18 protein-coding genes are annotated in these 22,404 nt (G+C 55.1%); all 18 read right to left on the bottom strand.

Annotated features, from left to right (window positions below):
- Window positions 1-38: 38 nt before the first annotated feature.
- The 18 genes from GQA94_RS23045 to GQA94_RS22960 all read right to left on the bottom strand — a co-directional run bounded on the left by GQA94_RS23045 (window position 39) and on the right by GQA94_RS22960 (window position 22,276).
- Window positions 39-6,623, bottom strand: coding sequence for a tandem-95 repeat protein (locus tag GQA94_RS23045; RefSeq protein ID WP_158190236.1), 6,585 nt, complete (start codon window positions 6,621-6,623; stop codon window positions 39-41).
- 40 nt (window positions 6,624-6,663) lie between these two features.
- A complete protein-coding gene (gene traV / locus GQA94_RS23040; RefSeq protein ID WP_063542793.1) occupies window positions 6,664-7,140 on the bottom strand; it encodes a type IV conjugative transfer system lipoprotein TraV in 477 nt (158 codons plus the stop codon).
- A 10-nt stretch (window positions 7,141-7,150) separates the two neighbouring features.
- Window positions 7,151-8,464: a TrbI/VirB10 family protein gene (locus tag GQA94_RS23035; RefSeq protein ID WP_063542791.1), complete on the bottom strand. Its 1,314-nt coding sequence runs from the start codon at window positions 8,462-8,464 to the stop codon at window positions 7,151-7,153.
- 14 nt (window positions 8,465-8,478) lie between these two features.
- Window positions 8,479-9,546: a TraK domain-containing protein gene (locus GQA94_RS23030; protein ID WP_125878294.1), complete on the bottom strand. Its 1,068-nt coding sequence runs from the start codon at window positions 9,544-9,546 to the stop codon at window positions 8,479-8,481.
- Between the two features lie 129 nt (window positions 9,547-9,675).
- The gene (locus tag GQA94_RS23025; RefSeq protein ID WP_063542787.1) at window positions 9,676-10,311 is read right to left on the bottom strand and encodes a TraE/TraK family type IV conjugative transfer system protein; all 636 of its coding nucleotides are present in this window, start codon (window positions 10,309-10,311) and stop codon (window positions 9,676-9,678) included.
- Complete coding sequence (gene traL, locus GQA94_RS23020) at window positions 10,311-10,601, bottom strand: type IV conjugative transfer system protein TraL (RefSeq protein WP_019406471.1); 291 nt, start codon at window positions 10,599-10,601, stop codon at window positions 10,311-10,313. The genes GQA94_RS23025 and traL overlap by 1 nt, the downstream gene beginning before the upstream one ends.
- On the bottom strand, window positions 10,598-11,371 hold the full coding sequence (locus tag GQA94_RS23015; protein ID WP_019406472.1) for a DsbA family protein: 774 nt from the start codon (window positions 11,369-11,371) through the stop codon (window positions 10,598-10,600). Before GQA94_RS23015 ends, traL begins: the two co-directional genes overlap by 4 nt.
- An 85-nt stretch (window positions 11,372-11,456) precedes the next feature.
- Window positions 11,457-12,107: a DUF4400 domain-containing protein gene (locus GQA94_RS23010; protein WP_063542325.1), complete on the bottom strand. Its 651-nt coding sequence runs from the start codon at window positions 12,105-12,107 to the stop codon at window positions 11,457-11,459.
- A complete protein-coding gene (locus GQA94_RS23005) occupies window positions 12,100-12,456 on the bottom strand; it encodes a hypothetical protein (RefSeq protein ID WP_125878293.1) in 357 nt (118 codons plus the stop codon). Before GQA94_RS23005 ends, GQA94_RS23010 begins: the two co-directional genes overlap by 8 nt.
- 10 nt (window positions 12,457-12,466) lie before the next feature.
- The gene (gene traD, locus GQA94_RS23000; RefSeq protein ID WP_026012500.1) at window positions 12,467-14,302 is read right to left on the bottom strand and encodes a conjugative transfer system coupling protein TraD; all 1,836 of its coding nucleotides are present in this window, start codon (window positions 14,300-14,302) and stop codon (window positions 12,467-12,469) included.
- Window positions 14,302-16,701 (bottom strand): MobH family relaxase, encoded by a 2,400-nt coding sequence (gene mobH, locus GQA94_RS22995; protein WP_019406476.1) that lies wholly within the window; start codon window positions 16,699-16,701, stop codon window positions 14,302-14,304. Before mobH ends, traD begins: the two co-directional genes overlap by 1 nt.
- A gap of 115 nt (window positions 16,702-16,816) precedes the next feature.
- Window positions 16,817-17,851, bottom strand: coding sequence for a lambda-exonuclease family protein (locus GQA94_RS22990; RefSeq protein WP_019406477.1), 1,035 nt, complete (start codon window positions 17,849-17,851; stop codon window positions 16,817-16,819).
- Between the two features lie 5 nt (window positions 17,852-17,856).
- A complete protein-coding gene (locus GQA94_RS22985) occupies window positions 17,857-18,447 on the bottom strand; it encodes a hypothetical protein (RefSeq protein ID WP_019406478.1) in 591 nt (196 codons plus the stop codon).
- Window positions 18,448-18,566: 119 nt separating this feature from the next.
- Window positions 18,567-18,827 carry a hypothetical protein gene (locus GQA94_RS22980; RefSeq protein ID WP_019406479.1) on the bottom strand — a complete coding sequence of 87 codons (261 nt, stop codon included), beginning with the start codon at window positions 18,825-18,827 and terminating at the stop codon, window positions 18,567-18,569.
- Window positions 18,824-19,408 carry a hypothetical protein gene (locus tag GQA94_RS22975; protein WP_181121887.1) on the bottom strand — a complete coding sequence of 195 codons (585 nt, stop codon included), beginning with the start codon at window positions 19,406-19,408 and terminating at the stop codon, window positions 18,824-18,826. Before GQA94_RS22975 ends, GQA94_RS22980 begins: the two co-directional genes overlap by 4 nt.
- 189 nt (window positions 19,409-19,597) lie before the next feature.
- Window positions 19,598-20,227: a hypothetical protein gene (locus GQA94_RS22970; protein WP_019406481.1), complete on the bottom strand. Its 630-nt coding sequence runs from the start codon at window positions 20,225-20,227 to the stop codon at window positions 19,598-19,600.
- A 378-nt stretch (window positions 20,228-20,605) separates the two neighbouring features.
- Window positions 20,606-21,691 (bottom strand): RecT family recombinase, encoded by a 1,086-nt coding sequence (locus GQA94_RS22965; protein ID WP_019406482.1) that lies wholly within the window; start codon window positions 21,689-21,691, stop codon window positions 20,606-20,608.
- Between the two features lie 63 nt (window positions 21,692-21,754).
- Window positions 21,755-22,276 carry a single-stranded DNA-binding protein gene (locus tag GQA94_RS22960; protein WP_019406483.1) on the bottom strand — a complete coding sequence of 174 codons (522 nt, stop codon included), beginning with the start codon at window positions 22,274-22,276 and terminating at the stop codon, window positions 21,755-21,757.
- Between the last annotated feature and the right edge of the window lie 128 nt (window positions 22,277-22,404).

Here is a 22,404-nt window from a genome sequence, read left to right as displayed (position 1 = left end):
CACGAAAAAAGGGGCCATCGCGTGGCCCCTTGTTTCCATCAGTAGTTCGCCACGGTTGGTGACTCAGCGCCCGAGTCGTCGATGCCGATCAGCGTGATTATCGGCTCCCCATTCGGGTAGCGCCACATCGGTATCGAGATCGAACTGGACGATAGCGACTGCTGTACGCCGTCGATATACCAGAGATGCCGAACGATACGCCCATCTTCATCGGCACAACTGGCGCGGGCGATCCAGCTTGACCGACCTTCGACCACTTCGATGCTGCAGCTCGGCGGGATATTGGACTCGACCTTGATATGCGTCTCGCCAGAAGCGGTATGACCCATCATCGATCCAATCTCCAACCGTACCGTATGCTCACCCTTGTCCAAGACGGCACGGCCATAGTTGCCCGAACCCTCCAGAGGATCACCATTGAGCGTGTACGTGCGTGTCTCAATTCGGTCTTTTGGATGGCCTCCTGTAATGCTTGGTCGAATCAGAACACCCAACGGAGCACGATTGGCCTGGTTATCGCCACTCCAAGAAAGAGTTACCTCGTAGGGCAGTGGATCGCTGAACTCCAGCTCAGTTTCAGCGTAGGTGTAGTTGCCGCGCGCATCACTTACGTGCACACCGAAGGTGTAAGTGCCTGGCTCGGTGATCCGCAGGGAGCGGCTTGTCTGCGAAGTGTCCTTGATGATTTCAAGGCCTGGATACGGCGGGATGTCCCAGTCCATTTCCAGCTCTTCAAACTCCCTGAACAGACCGAGCGAACGCACCTGCAGGTCAAGATCGGCAGGCGAGTAGACGGCCGAAATTCTGGCTTTGATCGCCCAGGTAGGCCAGTCATACGACCAGAAAATCAACCGCTGCTGAGTTAGACCCTTACCGCCCATGTCCTCGTAACCGTTGATCCAGCCCATGAAGCCCAAAAAGCTCTGCTCCTTGTTGAAGTCTTCCATGGTCGGGGTATAGGACACCTCACGTTCGTGCACTTCTTCCCCTGTCGGTAGAATGAAGTACCCATCCATGGTCAGATCCATCTTCGGATAGGGCATCATCATATTGGCTCGCCAAGTCGCCTCTTTTCCGACCTCAGGACGCCCAGGGCCGATGATTTGAACTCGCGGCGGTCGGACTGCGCGAAACGCAACACCTACCCGCAGCCTCTTGTAGACGCGACTGTCATCAGGCGAATCCGCAAATTTCACCCGGCTCATCAGGTAGACCCGCTCAGCCTGGTCGCGCGTCAGCTCGTACTCGCCTGTGCCCTGTACCCATGTCTCTCCTCGATCCTCTGACCACTCGACGACCATCCCTGTAGTGTCTAGGGTTTCACCGTTAAGGTCAGTCAGCACAAACCTTCCAACGTCGCCGATGAAGACGTTGCTCGGTCCTTTTAGCCGCGCTGTCGGGACTTCGTAGGCTATGACCTCGATCTGGGGGGTCATCGACTTGGCTCCCGAGTTCCGGTTTGTCATCTCAGCGCGAAGCAGGTAAGTGCCCTTCTCAAACGTCATCGAGAGACGCTGCGGAATCTTGCCGGTGTTCTCGACTGTATCCCAGGTGACGCCGTTGTCCGTGCTCATCTCCCAGCGAACATCACCCACGTCCTTTGCCTCGAAGCGATCCACCGTCATGGCATAGAAGGTGTTTCGCAGCGGGGCCACACCAATAACGCGCAGTGCTTGGATCACGCCATCCAGCGGTTCGCCGTTTAATATGGTCAGGAACATCGGGTAGTTGGACTGCCGAATTGACTCATAGCCCGGCAGCGGCGAGCGCACACGCGCCTCAGCAATGACCCGAACCGCCTTGTTCGTCAGCATTGCAAGGTCTAGCTCGAAGCTGGCAATCCCCTCCTCGTTTATCGGTTCCCAGTCAGTCACCGGCTCATAGTTGATGCCAGCAGAGGTCATCAGCAGGCGAATGTCCCAATCCCCCATCGTCGCCAGGTTGTAACCATCCTGCGGGTACTGGGTATCGAGCATCTGGACATTTACCGGCAGCGCGACGCTATCCAGAACGCTCCGCTCGTCGTTAAGGATTACTGGCAGAATCTGCTCGTGCGGAACAGCGTAAAGCTGTACTTCCTTGACCGTCTCGACCGCTGGCAGCTTGGTAAAGCGCGCGTCTATGTTGAACGGCGTTAGGCTCCACAGAGGCTTTTCCGTGCCTTCGAGACTGCGCATCAGCCGCTGGTTACGGCCATAGCTCGGGAAAGTCCCCTTTTCAATAACGGTACTGTCACGGCTGAGCTTGAGGTCGATGCTCGCAGGCAGCGCCATTATGGAAAGGCTGCCGACATAGCCTCCTCGCTGCGACACCCAGTAGGTGTTCTCATCGATCTTCTTCTCCTGCGGCAGTTCGATCTCGATGGCAGGCGGCTCGATGACTTCTACCTCATGGGCGCCATGTGTCAGATCAACCTCCTGACCGCTAGGCGTGAATACCGATGCTTTCCATGCGATTGAATGCTGTCCCAGTACCGACGCCGCCCCGACCAACTGAGGTGCATGCCAAGTGGTGCTCTGTGACAGTCCTTCGGGCAGCGCGGTCCAGCGTATAAAGCACATGGAGCGGTTCCAGTTCTTCGCCGCATTGCGCGCAATCGTTTCGTTTGTCGTCAGTTCGCAAACATCGTTGTCCTGGGCGCGCAGCAGCAGCGACAGCTCCTGCACGGCCTGATAGGTCTGCTCTGGCGCCGGCTTAAGTCCGAGCTGCAGCAGGCCCGTGGGCGACACCACTTTCAGGTCATGCGAAAAGTCAGCGATCCAGTGTTTGCCTCCCTTCGGATCGAACACATAGGCCTTAGCTCTGACCGGGAACTGCCCGACCTCGCCGCCAATAGCCACCATAGAAAGCAGGTTGGCATGTCCGGTGTCGCGCCATTCCGTAGGGGTGATTTCCCACTCGATCAAGCAGGTAGGCTCCTGCAGGACATTCTTCGGCTTGACCAGCTGCTCGGATGTCAGAACCGCACATGCGGAACCCTCGGATGCGAAGCTTATCTGAGCAGTTTCGAGCCCCTGTTTTACCTCCCAGCGGTCAGCCTGCAGCGAGCCTTTCGGAGTCCAGACATTCACAGGGATGGCATAGATCGGCCCGCTCATGTCAGCACGCGAAAGGTAAAGATTCGCCGTTCCATCCACACCCGCTTTCAGGCCCGCCAGCTTCGCCTCAAGATAACTGGGCTGCAGTTTGGTAGGCGTCAGCCGCATGCCTAGATCCGGCTCAAGGTCGCGATGCTCAAGCTTCACACCCACCGCAGAATCCGGCGATACAGCCGCCACAATATCGGTACCCAGTGCAGCCAGCAGCTCGGGACTGCTCACCTGTAGGCCATAGCTACCGTTGCGATAGGTCATGAAAGTGGTGACAGCCGGCACCGTAGGTGCAGAACCACTCTGCTCGACTTCCCGGCCCTCGAACATCGCCCATGCCGACTGAAACCTGATCTTGATGTCCTTCTCGAAGATCATTCCGTCCTGGTCGGTCGTCTTCACCCGAATGACGGTCGGTTTGTCGTCATCCGTGCGCAGTGTCAGCGTGTTCCCTTCTATGCTCGCAGTGCCGGCCTCGGGTTGGCCCACAACCGAGAACGTGTGCGATCCCCAGTTATTAGGATCGGTCGCCTGAAGTTGCGTGGTGCCACCGATGCCTGCGTACAGCACCACTTCACCCGGCACGATGTCGGTAGGTGCATAGTTGAACTTCTCAACCACCACATTGGCCACGCCGTCCACGCTGGCCCCAGCCTTATCTGTCGCCCGGATTGTGAAACTATCTTCTCCGAAGAACTGCGGGTTGGGCGTGTACTCAAGCATGCCGTAAACCAACTTGGCCGAGCCATTCGCCGGTTGAGTCAGGATCTCGAAAGAATGCTCGTCGCCGTAGGGCAGATCCACATCGGTTACCGATGGGCGCACATGGTCACTGGCCATCCCTTCCTTGGCAGGGATAAAGGCTTCAGTCGCTGTCGGAGCATCGTTCACATAGGTGACCTCGACCGTGATCGGCATAGGCTCTGAGTACAGACCATGGCTGTCCCGAGCGCGGTAGCTCAGACTCAGCGTGCCGTTCCAGTCCTGTGCCGGCGTGATGGTGATGTCGGAGCCAGCAAAGCTGAACGAACCCTCGGCGGGGTTGAGCGTTCCGATGATGTCAAAAGTGTGCGAATCGCCTTCGATACCCAGGTCAACATCGCTAACGGTCAAACGAATCGTCGTGCTCGTGTCCTCAGGAATGCTTGCAGTTTTCTCGTGTACCACGGCCTTGTCGTTCACCGGCCGCACGTTGATCGTGATGGTTGCAGTATTTGATGTAGCTGATTTGGAGTCAGTGGCGCGGTACGTCAGGGTTGTCGTGCCGTTCCAGTCTTTCACCGGCGTAAAGGTCAGCTTGTTGCCCGAAATGCTGGCTGTGCCGTGCGCGGTGTTCGGTGCGGTTACGATGCTCCAAGTATGGCTGTCGCCCTCGAACTGCAGATCCACATCAGTTACAGCAAGCGTGAGTTCACCAACGGTATCTTCGTCGAGAGCCAGAGTGGTGTTACTCACCGATGGAGCGTCGTTCACAGGGGTCACTGTCACCGTGACAGTCGCGGTGTTGGAGTTCGCCTTTCCGTCATTGGCCCTATAGGTGAAAGTGGTCGTACCGTTCCAGTTCAGCTTCGGTGTGAAAGTAGCTCTGTCGCCGCTAATCGTTACCGTGCCGTGGGCATTGTTCGGCGCGTTCACAAGGCTGTAGGTAAGCGTATCGCCTTCGACATCATTAGCGACCAGCACCACAGTGCCGGCCGTGTCCTCTGCCGTGGTCAGAGTGCGATTGCTTGCCACAGGCGCATCGTTCACCGGCCGCACTGTGATGGTGATGGTAGCAGTGTTGGATGTGGCTGATTTGGAGTCGGTGGCTCGGTATGTCAGGGTCGTCGTGCCGTTCCAGTCTTTCACGGGCGTAAAGGTCAGCTTGTTGCCCGAAATGCTGGCTGTGCCGTGCGCGTTGTTTGGTGCGGTGACGATGCTCCAGGTGTGGCTGTCGCCTTCAAACTGCAGATCGACATCTGCAACGTCCAACGTGAGCGTGCCAACGGTATCTTCATCGAGAGCCAGAGTGGTGTTACTCACCGATGGAGCATCGTTCACAGGGGTCACGGTCACCGTGACAGTCGCGGTGTTGGAGTTCGCCTTACCGTCATTGGCCCTATAGGTGAAAGTGGTCGTACCGTTCCAGTTCGGCTTCGGTGTGAAAGTAGCTCTGTCGCCGCTAATCGTTACCGTGCCGTGGGCATTGTTCGGCGCGGTCACAAGGCTGTAGGTAAGCGTATCGCCTTCGACATCATTAGCGACCAGCACCACAGTGCCGGCCGTGTCCTCTGCCGTGGTCAGAGTGCGATTGCTTGCCACAGGCGCATCGTTCACCGGCCGCACTGTGATGGTGATGGTGGCAGTGTTTGATGTAGCTGATTTGGAATCGGTGGCGCGGTATGTCAGCGTCGTAATCCCGTTCCAGTCTTTCACCGGCGTGAAGGTCAGCTTGTTGCCCGAAATGCTGGCTGTGCCGTGCGCGGTGTTCGGTGCGGTTACGATGCTCCAAGTATGGCTGTCGCCCTCGAACTGCAGATCCACATCAGTTACAGCAAGCGTGAGTTCACCAACGGTATCTTCGTCGAGAGCCAGAGTGGCGTTACTCACCGATGGAGCGTCGTTCACAGGGGTCACTGTCACCGTGACAGTCGCGGTGTTGGAGTTCGCCTTACCGTCATTGGCCCTATAGGTGAAAGTAGTCGTACCGTTCCAATTTGGCTTTGGAATGAAAGTCGCTGTATTGCCGCTCAAGCTCACGCTGCCATGTGCGCTGTGTGGCTGCGAGGTCACGCTATATGTAAGGTGATCACCGTCTTTGTCATACGCATTAAGCTCAAAGGAGACAGCCTTATCTTCTGTGGTTGTAATTGTTTTATTAGGTGCGGTCGGAGGGTTATTAAATTGCCCAATAGCATAACTTAGGGTGTTAAATGAATGTGTATGCGCGAGACTGCTCGGAGTACTCCACTCTTCCACCGAGACTATAAGCTCATACTCTCCCTCTGTAGTGGGAAGATTGTTAGTATAGCCTCCATCAACATTTTTTATAGATAGATCAAACGTGGTCATGCCTGCGCCACATACGACAACTCTTCCATAAATACCCCCAGAGAATTGCGTGTTGCCATTTGCAGTTATTATGAGTACAGGCTCATACGTAGAGGCCCCCTTTCTTCGCCAGTATGCTCTAACAGGGACAATATAGCCCCTATCGATCATATTAGAGCAACCGGATATCTGTTTGTTGAAGGTGTACTTGGCATTTAACTGAAGACTTCCAGGCATATTCACTGGGGGAGAACCACCCGCCCACTCGGCAACACCTTGAAACTGTGCCGCATCCGCCATTGCCGCAAACAGCAACAAAATCATTATTGAAAATAGTTCGCGCACCCAGTAACGCGCTGAAAGTGCACCTGCGCTATGTTTGTGTTCGAAATGTTCATGAAAGGCGGATATTAGGCTTAAGCGACCTGCGGCATAGTATTTATTGGTGGTATTGCTACATATAATGGTAAATATAGATTGGTGCCTGCCTTCAAGCAACTTCATTTTAGATGACTCCCCCACGCTAACAGGATTACAAACGGTCTTACCGCGCCAAAGGTTTTAGCGTAGTCCCTGCTGAGGTCTGCCGAGCCCCAATCTCCCAGCGCCTTGGTTCAATTTCCGTGTAGATAAAGCCAGGCACATAGAGATCACCGTTTTCATCTTCCCAAGGATCTACTGCAATCCGCATAACAACAGCCTGGGTGCGAATCGGAAGCGGGTTTCGAGCGCGCATAGGGATGGGAGCGTTGTCTGCCCCTTCGGCATATAGGACGCGAGTAGTTGGCTCTCCATCTACCTTATCGCTTTTATCTGAGCCATCTTTCGCAGCTTGCTGCTCTGCCTGAAGCATGGTCTTGTAGTTTTCGTTTTCCGTAGCGCTATAAACGTCCTTGGCTGACATACAAGACACCCCTTCCGGCATGCCCTTACAAGCATATTCTGTTGAGCCGATGCTGAGCATGTTCGAGCACCCAGTCACAACGAAAGCTGCAGCACACATTGCAATTAGTTTGTACATATCCAATTCCTTAATTAACGTCTGCAACTTTCAGGGTGGTGGCGTTAAATTTCACTGTCATCCCTTTGTTTACAATAAAATCAACATTCCGCATTGCGTCGATTTCAATAACCGGAAAGATGTTTTCTGCCATTTCGAGGTAATAATCTGCAATGCGCTCCAAAGCCGAACCAGCTCCACGGGCGCCAGCGGCTTGCAGCGCATTCGAATCAAAGGCTTGCTCGTAAACAGGCGCCTGCGTTTCACCACCGTCCTGGAAACCACGGGTGATGTTGATCGATGGCACCTGGCGTACATCAAACGCTGACGCGGCCCCCTCCATGAGGCCTGCCATCAGGCTGCGCGCGATGAGCTGCCCCTGCTTGCTGACCAGTCGCCCTCGAAGCCCCGTCTTGCCGTCTTCGCCAGTGGCGTAAGCTTCGATAGGGGCCTCAAGCACCGTGCCGTCATTACGCACGCAGGAGATACGCTCGGCTCGCATGTATGCGCGCTCGGAGCTGAGGTCGCCCCAACCTCCTGCAATCAACATGCACTCACGAAAATCGGCCCGGAAACGGTTGGGCAGAATGGCCTCGCTCTTGATTCGAAGCAGCGATGGGAATGGGTCACGCTGAGCCTGTTTGCCGGTAGGTGCATCCATGCCGGTAACCAGTACGCCAGAAAGGATCGAGCCGGCCGGGATGGTCACCGACAGCTCCTTATCCTCCTGATCTTCATCCTTGGCCTTCTCGTTGCGGATGACTCGGATCTTCGGTGCCTCGACCTTCTCACTGCTCCGCGCGCGCGGATCGACTGGCGGTGGAGGCGGGAGATTCGAGTAAACGTCTCCCAGGGCATCAGCTGAATTTGTCGCCTTCTGCACAAAGTGAGGATTCCGCTCCGGGATCAACGTCGTCGCGGCTTCCTTCACTGCACCGGCATCATTGCTGCTGCTTTCAGAGTCCTTTTGTGCGTTGCGGCCAACGCGTCCAATCTCTTGATGTAGCAGCTTGATCTGCTCTTCGAGGCTGGTGACTTTTTCCTGTGTTTCAACCAGCTTGCGATCCTTCTCGGCGGCGCCAAGGGTGCGCAGCAGGCGCTGTTGCTCTATCTGCATCTGCCGAAGCTGTGCAGCCATTGCATCGATACCGAGAGCACGCGGATCTTCGTCGGTAAGCACAGCTGCAACTGCTGGCCTCACGGCCTCTCTGGAACGCGCCTCAGGCGTTGCGAGATTCATCGCGTATCCGACCAGCGTACCGACTACCAACACGGTTCCGCCGATTGCGGTGTACATCTTCGTTTTTGGCGACAAGCCTGCAATCGCGTTGCGAATGGATTCCATGGACTGTGTTCTCCTTAATCCAATAGGCTCGGGCGCACGGAAGTGTCGGCGGTGATGGCCGGGACTCGCGTTACTACAAACACTTCGGTTTTCTGGCCTGGCTCAAGCATTTCATGAGGCCAACTGCTTACAGCTGCGCGATTCGGGTGCGAGCACGCGCCATGATCGAACTCGACGGTTTTGCCAGAGATGTTTTCCGCTACAGCCACGTAAACCCGAAAGTCGTGGCCCTGGATCAGCTGAGACTTTGAGAAATCAAAGCTCAGTGCTGGCTGAGCACAGGCCGGGATGCTGTCCCCCGATCTGAGTGCTCCGAAGCTGTATCCGCGAGGCAGCTTGCCCACGGCCATTTCGCGCATGAGCGAACGCAGGGTGTCCATATAGGGTTGGCTGCGCTCCCACTTACGAGCGGTTCCGCTGTAGGCAGTCGAGCCCATCGCCGGCATACCCACAGCCCCGCCCTGGATGCTGCGCGCGAAGATGAGGTTTGCTTGAATCGGAGGAATGCTTTGCGGCAAAAGCGTGAGGGAGATGGCGACAGACTCATCATCCTCAGGTGTCACGAACATCGTGACCGGCTGATCATCCTGTGTGGTGACGTAGATGACATTGCCGCTGGTAGAGATTTCGGCCTGGCTTACGGTCTGGATGTTCGGGCTGTCGAAGGGCGTAACCAGCCGATTAATCTGGGAACGACTGATTGGGATCAGCGTGTTGGTGCCTGATGCAACGACAACATCCTGCCGAGTTTCCACCGGCTTGTGCGGGGCCTGCCGATGCGGCACGACACTGGCTGGAACAGGGGGTAGGTCTTTGGCGCCGTTCTCAACCAGGACAAGACGTTTGGGCGCCTCTGCGGCCTCAGCGGGAGCTGCGGATTGCCCAGGGTTTACTTGGCCCTCATGCTTGTTCTGTTTGGCCTCAGGCGCGGTCTGCGGCTCAACAGGTTGAACGCTTGCAGCCACGGGCATGTTCAGCCCAGGGATCTTGATTTCTTCACTAGCGTGCACCAGCGGCGCGATGGTCATCGCTGCGACGAGCGTGCCCAGTGCGAATGGATTGTTTTGCGGTCGGGTTTTCATCGAAAGGCCTCAGATCACTGATGACCCATTTTCCCGAGTTGAGAGCGCGCCATGGGCTCTAATTCGACAACATTCTGGTAAGCAAAAAAAACCCGGCTTCAGCCGGGTTTGTCTACGCCAAGGGTCCATTCAACCGCGCCGGCGCTCCTCACGCTCTTTGATCTTCTGCGCCTTCTTCGCCTCACGATCAATCACATCCTGCGTTCTAGCATCGCCGGTATTTGTGCTTATCCATGTAATAACTGGCTTGTAGTTCTTGATCTGAAGGTCCACCTCGTAGGTACGGTTTGATCGCCGCTTTCCACCTGCTGGGCCTTCGCTGACTGAGTTGCCTGTGATGAAGAAGCGGTGCTCGTTGACGGTATCGCGCAGCACTTTCTGCGGCTCAAATGAGAGGGTCACCCTGTCCTGACGTATCTGAAATATTTGCTTGTCCAGCACTTCCATCGTGGACTGGTAAATATCAGGGTGGAGGATTGGCCCCAGGGCATCCTTGATGATGGTTGCGTTCTCAGGCGTTACGTTTCCCAGCAGCATGCCTACATACATGGCCCACGCGGTCGTGTACTCACTACTGCTCTGGGTCTTGCTTACCCACGCCGTCTCAGTCAGCGTCGGAGGCACCACCGTGATGATCTGATCTTTCTTCATGGCAGAGCACGAGCTTGCAATCAGCGCGACAGTCATCGCAAAAAGGATCAGCCGCAGGAATTTGTTTTCTCCTCGCATCCCGTCGAACGAGTTTTTCAGATTGGATAGAAGCATCAGATAAAATCTCGCTCGTATGAATTAGGCATGCTGCGGTTGCGCTTGAAGCCAATGGCTCCCATGTACCAGTAGATTGCATGCAGCAGATAACCATCGGGTCGGTTGTCACAGTAGCGACGATAGATGCGCGCCAGGACCAGCCCCAGGCCGAGGCAAATGGTGAGCTGTGCGAGCAGGATGCCGGCGACCAGGCCAACGCCGATGGGCAGAACCTCGTCTATACGCCAGAACAGCAGATAGGGCGGCTCGTCGATATGCGCGGGGATCTTGGTAGGTTCGTCACTCACTGTGCAGCTCCTGTTTTACTGACCTGTTCCATGGCATCGAGGATGCCCTTATGGGATGAGTTATCCCCCTGCAGAACAATCGAGTTGCCTGTGAGGTTGTCGATCACCATCGTCGAGGGGGTTTGCTTGATATCCAGTCGAATCGCGTGATCCATATCGGCTATGACACGCTCTACTACCTGCGAAGAATCCATGCATTGACTGAAGCGCTGCCGGTCGATGTCCATCTCAGCTGCATAACTGCTCAATGATGCGGCGACTCCCTGCCCATTTCCCCTCGTCGTGTCGAACACTCGCTGCGCAAACTTCCATGCCGTTTCTGAACCACCCTGCTCTCCGGCGCATTCAATCGCCAGCGCCTGCTGCCGGGATGCCTCAGACAAGGCCGGCACATGCATCAACGCAGCGTTGATATGCCCGCCAGATGAGTCGATGAGCGACTTGATAACGGGGAAATGCTGCTTGCAGTAGGGACATTCGGTATCCGTCATCTCGACCAGGGTGAAGCGGGCTTTGGTGTTGCCATAGATCCAGTTATCCGGGGCCGAACCGTCCTGCCCCTGGCTGGGAGCGCTCTTGCTCGTTTCACCGATGAACATGTTTTTCAGCTCGTCCATTTCTTCAAAGGTCAGAGGTTTTTGAGTCGCGACCTCAAGCTCTGAAATCTGATCTTGAAGTGCCCCCACAGTCTCAAAATGCTGGTAAGCGCCTACCGCTAGCGCAGTAGCAAGGCCGGTGGAGATGATGATCAAGGGTATAGATGCGGACATGGATCAGAACCTATCTGGGCGTTGTGCAAAGTGTGAATTGCTCAACGCCCAAATTGGCCTCTAATCTGACACGTTTGTTGTAGGTTTAGATTTGCTTGGGCAGGTTTCTGATCAGGACCGACAGCAGGATTGGCAGAATGATGATCAGCGCTGTGCAAACCACCATTGGAGGCAGTGGTAGCGGCGCCAACAGGCTGAGCGCAAGCATGATGCCGCCCCATCCCATCAGGCTTACCGCGTTGTTATTCCAGAACGGCGATGAGTAATCGAAGCCGTGCCTCTTCGCCTGCCAGCGCATGACCCCGGCGAAAATAGCCGGCACTGCCATTACGGCGAAGAACGGCATCCAGTACGTCATCAGCACCGCCCGATAGAGGATCTGATAGGTGATCTTCTGCAGTGCCACACCTCGTGAATCCAGGTATTCAAACCACCAGCCCACCTTTTCTTCAAAGGAGTCCACGGTAGAGGGGCCGCTGCGCATGAACATCCCGGATATGTGGTACTTGAGTCCCGAGTCGATGACCAGAGCGGTGTAGATGCTGGCCGTGGTTTCATCTATGCGCTTCAGATCGTCCTGAGGCAGCAGCGACACGCTCCACTGCCGTTCTTTCTGCATCACGGTATCGATCATGGGGTTGGGCGCAAAAACCGCAAGCATGAGCACCATGATGAACAGGAAGAAAAGGGACGCTACGAGCCCTTTCGGCCACTTCTCTTCAATAACCTCAGCCATTGATCAGTTGCTCCCGAATCGGATCAGGCACTACTGCAAGCTGACACAGGCTTGAGATCGTGTCGTTGGTCACCGATACCCCTTGCGACTGCAGCTTGGCGAAAAGCTGGTAGAAGAGGTGGTACAGGCGCTCGTAATCGCTGACGCCCAGCTGGCACATGATCTTGTACTCAAACAGCGCCTCGCTGAGCGCGTTTGCCACCGGCCGGCCGGTTACGCCGCTTTTGATGAGCGCCAGGATGAAACGTGTTCCGCAATTCCAGTCAATGTCGAAATTGCGCAGGATAACCATGGTCTTATCGTCCAGCTGCAGGCTGCGCTGAATCTCGATGATCCGGGTAATGGACATGATCAAGCCCTTACTTCGATTGGAAATTGAGAATTGGCAGACGACCTTTTCGCACGTCACCGCCCGCGAAAATGGCCAGGTATTCGAGGTCAGGCAGATTGCCTAGCAGTGCCGAAGGGAATAGCTCGCCCTCTTCCTCCATCAGTCGCTCACCCTGGTTGCCCCCGGTGATGACACCGCCCTCACCGGCGCTGTTGCCCTGGGTGCGCATGACGTACTTGTAGCGGGTCATGGGCAGTTTCTTGGCGATGAATTCTTGGGTGTCGGTGTCCAGCACCCGCAGGGAAATGATGTTGTTCGCGTTCGCCAGCACCTGCATGGCTTTCGATTCATCACCCATGCGCGCCTTGAAATCCGCAATCGTCTGGGTTGCGATGAACAGGTTGATGCCGGCGCCGCGACCCTTATTGAGCAGCTGGATCAGCTGGTCATTGATCACCTCGGCCGCTTCATCCACGAAGATGTTCACCGGCACCGGAAGCCTGTGGTTGTAGATCTCTCCCGCAGTAGATGCGAGGTCTGCCAAAGCCAGCGAACCAAGAGCAGAGCCCACCATGGGGTCCGACAATGAGTCGAGCCCCATGTAGAGCACCTGCTTACCGTTGATCACGGTATTCATGTCGCTGAAGTCTTGGTACGCATCCGTTCCATCGACAGTATGCGCAGGCGAAAGAAGATCGCTCATCCTGCCGGCCGTGAGCATGACCAGGATCGGCAGCAAACCGGCGATCATCTTGCTGAAGTGAGCGCGCTCGTGTTCGAGCATCGTCAGCAGCCCTTCAAGGTCGGAGTTCGGCGCATCGTGTATCAGGTCCGCGTAGTACAGCTTGCGCAGGGCCTTGGCTTTGTCCTCAGGATTTTTCACCTTGGCCGTTGCGCAGGCCTGTTCAACCGCTGCGTCAAACACTTTTTCCCCTCGCACCATCCTTCCGTAGGCTGTGAGCACTCGAATGGTCAGGCCTGGGATGTCGCCTTCTAGCGTCCGGCGCAAACTAAGCAGGCTCGGGAGTTCTCCGATAATTAGCATTGCTTGGATCACGTTGTTGAGCGCCATCATCGCGAATGCCTGGAACGGATCGCCAGACTCCGACGCCATAAGCACGGCGACTCGCGATGCAAGCTCTGTCGCCCTGCCATAGTTGCGCGTCAGCGAAAGACGGATCGACTCGTCCGGGAATGCTGGATGAAAGTAGCGAAAGCGATTCGGCTTGTTCATCAGCGCACAGGTGCGCCGGCATGTCTCGGCCAGCCCTTTGTCACCCTTCGGGTCGATGATGATGACGGCCTCACCACGCAAGATGCATTGGGTAATGGCTAAGTCAAACAGGCGGGTCTTCCCGGCGCCAGTCGTGCCGGTAACCAGGGTATGGATGTCTCGCATCCCCGCTGGGCGCAAGCATTCCTCTTCTTCAACCATGCCGAGGCCATGAATCCAACGGCTACCTTTTACGTTCGGGTCGCGCAGACCTTTCTTTCCAAGGACCGCAGACATGTCCCTCGATTGCAGTTCAAATGCGTGTTGGCCGTGTTGCTGCCGCCACTGAAAGGCCTGACCGTAGTAAAAACTGTCGGGGTGCTTCTCGACGATCTTTGCAATGTCCCCAATGCTGGTAAACGACAATGGAGAACCGAGAAGGGACTTTTTCGCTCGATAGACACGAACTGCCCTCGGCAGTGCAGATAGGGCGAACCCAGCCTGAACACCCATCGTGATCAGGTACGGCATCATCGGCATGCCAGTTAGTACCTGGACCCCTGTGCTGGCTAGCATTGAAGCTCCCCAGGCTCCGACTTCCCTGGCTTCGTAATTTGTGCGCCAGAGGTTTGTATAATTCCAGTCACCCATCAGCGGTTCACCTTGCTATCCAGCTGGAAGTAATATTTTTTCTCGCGGCCCACTTTTACGGCTTCGAGACAATAGAAAAGCGCGGCTTCAGAAGTCTCAAGATCCACTCCTGCCGCCTCTGCAACCTTTTCTCGGGTCCAAAACGATACGGAGTAAATATCCGCACCTTTGCCAGGCTCCGGCGCAGCGGCTTCTTTGAAGGACTGTGCAACCCGAAAGGCTTTACTGCGGTACTCGGCCGGTAGCGTTTCGATACAGCAGGGGTGCCACTTGGCGTCGCTTAGTCGGCAGTAGAGCAGGGAGATTTCTATGCTTGCGAGGAAGCCTTCAACTCCTCTTAGAGTTCGTGTTATCTGCTCCTCAGCGCTCGTGAAGTCGCGCCACAACCACTCTGCACGGTCGATGGCCGGCAGATCGCCCAGCGTGATTTCCCCAACCAGGGGAATGAATATCCGATTGCGAACTTCTTTGATCGCCGTGTCGCCGGCGAACACGCGCAGAAGGCGGCTGCCAAGTTCTGGGTTGCGTTGCAATAAAGCCCGATCCTGATCTGTCAGCAGGCTCTTAAATTTTGGCGGAATATCGAGTGCATCGGTGCTTTGCTCTGGGGTTGCGGTTTCAACCGAAGCCTTGGGCTTGCCTACGTTGCCCCTATCTACTCTGGTGGGCTTCTTGGTGATCATGTCGTTGAAGGTGAGTTTTACCTTTTGAACCGGCTCTTCCGGTTCCACCGAGTGAAGGTCTTGCTCATCCGTGGGCTCGTCATCATTGACTGAACATAGAAGCGGCGCCGGATCGGGTGTTGTGCCGTTGATTTCGTGCAACATGGCGGCAAGAGTGTTGTCATCGAGCGCATTGTCCTGCTGCTGCTCGGGCGCTTGATCAGCAACATCGTCTACCGGCTGCTGTGCGCCCTGCTTGAGGAGGCGCGCTCGCTCTTCCAGGTTGGGCGGCAGAGATACGCCGGTACGCTCCGGGACTGGCTTTTTGGGGCGATTTTTTCCCTTGGGGCTCTCAGTCGCTGCGGCGGCCGGCAGTGGTGTCGCACCAAAAAGGTCTTCCTGCGTTCCTTTCTTCTCCTGTTCCTTTCGCGCGATTGCGTCTTCCTTGGTCAGGTATTCCTTGGCGTTATCATCCCGGCCGATGGTCACAGAAACCGGGGCGATGTTTCCGTCCAGGAACGGGAACACGTTGTCGGGGTTCTTGAATTTGACGCAGCGGATGGACGGCGCCTTTCCGTTCTTGAGCAGTGGGTGTGGCGCCACGAACCAGATGGGCGAACCGTCTGCATTTTTCTCAAACAGCTCGTACTCGGACATAGCAGCCAGTAGGGTGTTTTCCGCTCGCGGGAAGCCTCCTACCTTGTCCTTGACTACCTGATGGATGATGTCCTCGGAGCCGGTGCTCCAAGCGAGGAATAGTCCTTTGGTGCTCAGCCAGAGCCGCGAGCCGGGTTCGTTGAGCGTCCAGCTTCCTTCTTCGACCAACTGTCGCATCGCATCTACGCACAGACGCTGCACCGGCACGCCGGTGTTGGTATTGGCGCCGGCCACTGCACCGCGCTCGCGGTCTGCTTTTACTGAGCGCGAGTCCGCAACCCTCACCGCTTCGGTCAAGGGTCCAGGCTGGCCTGCCACAGCGTCCAATAGTGCCTGCCAAATATCTGCCCCGCCTTCGAGCAGCCACTTTCGCAGCTCAACGCTGGTGTAGATTCCGATTAGAGTGTTGGTGTGCGTGATGTGCTTGTTCTGACGCCCGCGCTCCCAGTTGATGAAGTAGCGAGTCAGGTTATTCGCCACCGCCCACTCATGAATGGTTTCGGTGCCCATTACCCATTTCTTCGTGCCGTCGAACGACATGACGATAACGTCCGTCAGAGGCTTACCCGCGTCATGGAACAGTGCCGCCACGATGCCAGCCACATACCAGCGGCGAAGACGTTTGCTTGCTTCACCTGGCGTCAATTCGTGGTCGAACTTGGTCAGAACCATCCAGTCCAGCATAAAAGCCGCGCACTCCAGGCCGTGGCGCAGCAGCCCGCCTGGTGTGTTGTGGTGGTGATTCTCCGAGGCAGGGAGCAGGTGAACCAACTCGGCATACGCCACGAACATGGGCTTCAGGTACGCCTCGTAGTCATCAGGCGCCAATCCAGCCTGAGCTTCAATCTTGTTTACAAGGCGCGACTGGAACTCATACATGCAGAACTCTCCCGAGATCAGGCCGTAATAGCCTTCCTGGTAGGGAGGGTTTCTGAGGATCGACGGATCGCTCAGCACGCGTCGGATATCGTCCGGGATGTTCTTATATGCGGGGTGCTCGAAACGCGGGTCGGGCGGCGGGTTGATGAGCCGACTGGGACGGCGTTTGCCCGCAAAGAGCTGCTTGAATAACTTGAACATGAACAGGAATGCTCCGACTTTTCACCCGAGCATCATGTCTGTTTGCGAATGCGATTTGCGGCCTAAACCTACAAGATTCTGGTCATAAAAAAACCCGGCACGAGGCCGGGCTGGGTTAGAAGGTGAACACGCCTGCGGAAAGCAGTGCTTGCGTGTCTACGGGGCCTTTCGCCATGCGCGGTTGCGGCATGACTTCTGGCTTATAGGTGGTTTCGTCGAACTCGGCATCAACCGAGATTCGCGTTGCAGTGCGCGAGTCAGCACGGTGGTACTCGACAACATCCGCTGGGATTGCGGCACAGACACTCTCTGCGACGGCCTTCCAGTTGACCCTGCCTTGAACCTCATACTGAATAACACGAACGCCATACGCATCTGCGCGCTTGAAATCGCCCATCAACGCGAGAATCTGGTCATCAATGACCGTTATCTCGTTTTGAAGCTCTTCCAGCGCCTTTTTTGCAGCCAAAGCTGCGTTCTCTTTGTCTCGCCTGACCGCTGCGAGGGTTGACCAACGGTCGTGGTCGATCTTTGCGTGAGGCATCAGGTCGCGTTTCGGGTCCGCCTCGGGAGGCGTAAGCGACTCGACCATATCCCAGAAGCGCCTTTCCGCAGCAATGATCTGCTGCGCAACAGCTTCATTGAGATCAACCACCAGGCAGATAGGCTCATGCTTGGGCGACCAGCACCACAGGTAGCCCCGTGAAGCCCCGCTAACGATCATTTGGTGCAACAGCTGCCAGCGGTAGAGCCTGTACGCCTTGCTCTTCTCTCGAAGCGCCAGAACCTCCAGATGATTGTCATCGGAGAGGTTCTTGATCTCCACCGGCTCATTACCTGCCAGAAGCCCGTCGAACGAAGCCCGCATGAACGGGTAATCGCTAGACTCTGCGCAGATCGGGAGCCCCAGCTGACCGTACCGCTCTTCAAACGCCTGAAGCGCAACCGGCTCAAACTTGACGCCCCGCCTTACCTGAGGAATGCAGGCAAGATCGGGGGGTGTATCAAGTCCAACCAGCTCACGCCACAACTGAAGCTTCGTCTTGTCAGGATTCTGATCCATGATGACCGCGCAACTGGTTGCGCTGACACCACCCTTTCTCCACGCGTGCCACTCGGCAGAGCGCTGTTGGACGTCGATTACTTTCATCCTGATTACTCCTGATGAAAGCCAAGCCGTACTCTTTCCTCAGCGCTGATCCTGATTCCGCCTTCACGGATCTGGGAACAAAGCTTGAGGTCGTTGTAGAGCTTTATTTTTGTCAGCCCCGTCACCGTGAAAAAGCCCTTTGAGAAGCTGCTTTCAAGATCGAGGAGATCGACATAGCCAAACCCATCCAAGAGGGTCTTGCGAAGCAAGTCACCCTTGGTGAGCACGTCTGCGATGCGTTGATCCAGAGGCCCTGAGGTATTGAACTCGTACTCAGCACCCATTTCTTCGCCAAGCAGCCCAAGAGCATCACAAAACGCTTGATACCGAGCCTGGACCAGCATCTCGGTACGATTTTTGAAGGCTTCATACTTCTTCGTGAAGTCAGACCCCTGCTCATCGAGTGATGCTTTCTGCGCTGCAGCAATAGCCGGCAACGCATAGGCGTGTGGTGTGTTACTGAGGTCCAGATACAGGCTGAGATCCACATGCGGCACTTTATTGCGGATCTCAATCCCTTGCTCTGAGCCGTAGTGGGCTTCCAGTTCGCTATTGGCGGCATGGTAGGCCTTGCAGCCAGCTTCGAAGGTTTTCATCTCATTCTCCTTTCTAGGTACTTCACCACCTGGGTTGAAAATCCCAAGGGCAAATCCCGGAAAGGCAAACCCCCAAAGGGGGGTTGCCCCCCTGGGGGTTTGGTTCGTCAGCCAGTACGTCAGCCGGCGATGCCCTGGCGCAGTAAGCGCAGAGCGTTGGTTTTGCTAGCACCGAACATTTCGACTCTCGTCTCCATGTGCGGAGCTGCTTGCACCACCTCAAAGAGGCGGCAGGTTTGCTCATTCACAGGCCGGTTTTCATCGCCGTACCAGCTCAGGAGCTGGTTGAACAGCCGTTGACCGCAAATTTGCGGGGTGGGGCCAAACACGGCGATATTTCGGCCAGAAGGAACCAGCTTGAGGATCGCCATGTAGCTCATGCGGCGCTCCTGTATCGCTGGTCAATTTCGGCATAACGGTCGTTCGCTTCCTGCCAGCTCATCCGGCCTGCATTGCAGGCCTGAATCACTGCGCAAACTTCCATCCCGCGCTGCCATTCAGTTGTGCAAGACAATCGCTCCAGCGCTCCCATGTCAGGGATCATGAAGCCATCATCGAGCATGTCGCCAATGCACAGCTCGGCGGTGTCCTGGGTGCAATGACCCGTGAAACCATCCTTGCCGAACATCGTCCAGCGGTACCGTCCGGGCTCGGAAGAATCTTCGGAAAGAATCCCCCACGAGTCAGTCCGGCAGTGCTTGAGCGTCAACCCAAGCCCGTGCACCGCGTACAGTCCCAGTAGGGATTCCAGGGAAAGAATCTTCCTCTGGATCTCTCCGGCCATTTCAGTGACCAGGCTGCGCTGAGCCAGATCACCAGCTTCAAGCTCCTGCCAGATGGCAAGAGACTCTTTAAGCGATTCAACCGTTGAAGGACGCATGGCGACCTCCATTTGCAGCACCCATTGCAAACCCAGGAAAGCCCCCATTGAGAGTCTTCTGGGCCTTTTCAACTGCTTCATTGAAGCTGTTGGCTTGGCACTGAAAGCGGGTGTAACGCTTGGTACGCATATCGCACATAGCGAGTATGTAAGTACGCATTTTAATTTCTCCTTTTCATCCCTGAAACGGAGCAATCCCCTGTAGGGAAAGTCCCTACAGGGTTAGATTTATCTGATCAACTTATACGCAGTCAGATGGGTTATTTAAACTCAGGAATAGACACGCTGATAATTGCCAGCCTGTATCATTGCCTGATGCTGATTACTTAGATGATCCAGAACGCCATTTGTCATTGGATCGCTACCAAAGAATCCCCAGCAGCTATCAACAACTTCGTCATCCTCGATCACTTGATACCCCCAAACATTACCCGTCAGGTATTGATCGTATGATTCGACCTCTCCGTCCAGATATGTTTCCAGCTTCTCAATGCGCGGCTTCGTGAGATGTTTCCAACCAAGCTCGGAGCGGGCTTTATCTTTAGACACAAAGATAAAGCCAACCTTGCCACTGTCCCATCGACAGCTAAAAGGGGAGGTTTTCATTGTGATGCCAGAGTGATCATAAAGATAAAGTGGAAGCATAATTGCTTGCCCCGTCATCTCCAGCGCACGCTCAACATCTGGGATGTGATTGGCATTGAAATCGATCTGCCCCAGCTGCTTATCAGACAGGTGCTTGTAGATCACTTCCAATGCTTTCGCAGCCCCATTCTCATCACCCAAACGATAGCGCCGATGAGCGCATACCATCGATCCTAGGTTGTCCCATTCACGCGGACTTTCTGCGTCATGGTCATGGACGAGTTTGATGATGCAGCTTGAGTTAGCAGTTGCCATTTCGTTTTCCTTTTCAGTACGACGAAGGCAACTAACCCCTGAGGGGCAGGTGCCCCGTCAGGGTTTATTGTGAGTTCGCTGTTCTTAGTTAAAGAACAGCATGATCAGGTTGATAATAATCTCAGCCATCTCAGTTTCCTCATTTATTGCCAGCAGCAGCCCTGTGCAAAGGGATGCCCTGCACAGGGTTGGTTGGAGACTCCGGGTTATCCCAAATCGCAAGACACTCGGAGCAGATTTTGTTTCTGTAGCCAGTCTTTTCCAGAAGCTGGACATTGGGGTGAAAAACCTCTTCTCCCTTTCTGAACACTTCTGATCGTGTCTGGCTGCAGAAGGTATTGCCTTCTAACAGGGATCTAATCGACAGATGAACCATCGTCACTCACCCTGAGCAGCTTGGTATTCCGCTGCAGACAGGAGTCGCAGAGCGTAATCACGAGCCTCAGCAGGCCACGCACTTACATAATCACGCGCAGCTTTCCAGCCTTGCGATTCACGCGCCCGATTGACCACCGCTTGAGTCTTTTTCAGGACTTTGGGAGGTAGATCTACAGGTGCCTGGCTCTCATCATTTGAAGCCTGAAGCACTTCGCCTTCCAGCGGTTCTGCGACCTGAGCTTGAGCATCTTCAGGCTCAACTTGCGTTGTCTCAGATGCCGGCACCTGCTCTTCAACCTCATTCGAGGTCGGGAGTGGCTGGGCTTCATCGACTACTTCAGCTGCACCCATATAACGCTCTACAACAGAGATCGGGACATCATGAGATGCAAACCCCTCCCCTGCCGTTGTGTTGAGATACTGAATAACCGTGTCGAGTTTTTCGCCGACTTGGGGCCAGTATTTCTTAGCGATTTTGATGCCGGTTTTTTTGAACATGGAAGTTTCGAAGTCAACCCAAGGGCCTTTCTTCTTGCGCTTCCACAAATCACTTGCATCACGCGCTTTGTAGATCTCCTTGGCTGTTACAGCTTCCACATGGACCCGGCCATCAGGCAGGGTTACTTCCACATAGACACCACGGAATTCGCCGCGCTCTTCAGTGTCGAACGGATCGAATTCATGCACAGGGCTATGACGCTTACCCTTGTACTTAAACTGATCATTCGAGTAGACCAACTCAACAATACAGTCACGTATTGCGCCGTCATTTACAGCGGTTTTGATCATGCCTTTGTATGACACATCCAGAACCACTTGCCCGTCCCGTGGCACCAGGTAGCATAAACCCCTTGCAGGGTTCAGCGTTAGGCCACAGGCGGCCACTTGGCCAAATGCATTGCGAAGAGACAGCGGATTGTTGATAGCGACAGTGCACAGGTAGTCATTGTTCATCATGGCTTGAGCTGCATAAAGCATCTCTTGCTTGAACACGACATCTGTTTTTGCTGCCTTCACCAACTCAAGAAACTTATCCTCTTGCTTTGCAATTACGGCTACAGCGTTTTGATAGTTAGCACTAGACATTATGAAACCCCCTGAACAAAAACGCGCCCGAAGGCGCGTATTTATTTGCAACTGATTGACCCGTTAGATGATGTTCAGAAGAACTCGGCTAATGGGCGCAAAGGGGATGTCATCGTCAAACGAATCGTAATGCGGATCAGAAGTCGGCGCTTGAGTCGGTTGACGGTTGGGTTGCTGCGGAGAACGCTGTGCTTGATTCCTCCCGCTAGAGCGAGGAGCACCATCACCACCGTTATCTGCCTGCTTACCGCCAAGGAGCTGCATGGTGCCTTGCATATCAACCACAATCTCAGTGGTATAACGCTTGACTCCATCCTTCTCCCATTCGCGGGTTTGTAGTCTGCCTTCGATATAGCACTGCGAGCCCTTACGAAGGTACTCACCGGCAATCTCAGCAACCTTCCCAAATAGCACAACACGGTGCCACTCGGTTCTTTCTTGAAGCTGACCAGACTGTTTGTCCTTCCAGCTATCGGTAGTTGCCAATGTGATATTGGTAACCGCATTCCCGTTGGGCATGTAGCGAGTTTCAGGATCACCGCCAACATTGCCGATAAGGATTACTTTGTTTACGCCACGAGCCATGATTATTCTCCATTCAGAGTAAAACACAGGGCGACGTAAACCCCTGACGGGGAATATCGCTGCCCCGAAAGGTTTTCATTTCAATTAGTTAGGTTGTATTTGACAGACGGCCAACTTGCCGACCATGC

It is taken from the genome of Stutzerimonas stutzeri, from assembly GCF_009789555.1.
Classification (GTDB): domain Bacteria; phylum Pseudomonadota; class Gammaproteobacteria; order Pseudomonadales; family Pseudomonadaceae; genus Stutzerimonas; species Stutzerimonas stutzeri_R.
This window is presented reverse-complemented; position numbering and strand designations above follow the sequence as displayed.

Coding starts and splice junctions, on each gene's coding strand:
- GQA94_RS23045 (WP_158190236.1), bottom strand. CDS start 6,623: ATGAAGTTGCTTGAAGGCAGGCACCAATCTATATTTACCATTATATGT.
- traV (WP_063542793.1), bottom strand. CDS start 7,140: ATGTACAAACTAATTGCAATGTGTGCTGCAGCTTTCGTTGTGACTGGG.
- GQA94_RS23035 (WP_063542791.1), bottom strand. CDS start 8,464: ATGGAATCCATTCGCAACGCGATTGCAGGCTTGTCGCCAAAAACGAAG.
- GQA94_RS23030 (WP_125878294.1), bottom strand. CDS start 9,546: ATGAAAACCCGACCGCAAAACAATCCATTCGCACTGGGCACGCTCGTC.
- GQA94_RS23025 (WP_063542787.1), bottom strand. CDS start 10,311: ATGCTTCTATCCAATCTGAAAAACTCGTTCGACGGGATGCGAGGAGAA.
- GQA94_RS23015 (WP_019406472.1), bottom strand. CDS start 11,371: ATGTCCGCATCTATACCCTTGATCATCATCTCCACCGGCCTTGCTACT.
- GQA94_RS23010 (WP_063542325.1), bottom strand. CDS start 12,107: ATGGCTGAGGTTATTGAAGAGAAGTGGCCGAAAGGGCTCGTAGCGTCC.
- GQA94_RS23005 (WP_125878293.1), bottom strand. CDS start 12,456: ATGTCCATTACCCGGATCATCGAGATTCAGCGCAGCCTGCAGCTGGAC.
- traD (WP_026012500.1), bottom strand. CDS start 14,302: ATGGGTGACTGGAATTATACAAACCTCTGGCGCACAAATTACGAAGCC.
- mobH (WP_019406476.1), bottom strand. CDS start 16,701: ATGTTCAAGTTATTCAAGCAGCTCTTTGCGGGCAAACGCCGTCCCAGT.
- GQA94_RS22990 (WP_019406477.1), bottom strand. CDS start 17,851: ATGAAAGTAATCGACGTCCAACAGCGCTCTGCCGAGTGGCACGCGTGG.
- GQA94_RS22985 (WP_019406478.1), bottom strand. CDS start 18,447: ATGAAAACCTTCGAAGCTGGCTGCAAGGCCTACCATGCCGCCAATAGC.
- GQA94_RS22980 (WP_019406479.1), bottom strand. CDS start 18,827: ATGAGCTACATGGCGATCCTCAAGCTGGTTCCTTCTGGCCGAAATATC.
- GQA94_RS22975 (WP_181121887.1), bottom strand. CDS start 19,408: ATGAAGCAGTTGAAAAGGCCCAGAAGACTCTCAATGGGGGCTTTCCTG.
- GQA94_RS22970 (WP_019406481.1), bottom strand. CDS start 20,227: ATGGCAACTGCTAACTCAAGCTGCATCATCAAACTCGTCCATGACCAT.
- GQA94_RS22965 (WP_019406482.1), bottom strand. CDS start 21,691: ATGTCTAGTGCTAACTATCAAAACGCTGTAGCCGTAATTGCAAAGCAA.
- GQA94_RS22960 (WP_019406483.1), bottom strand. CDS start 22,276: ATGGCTCGTGGCGTAAACAAAGTAATCCTTATCGGCAATGTTGGCGGT.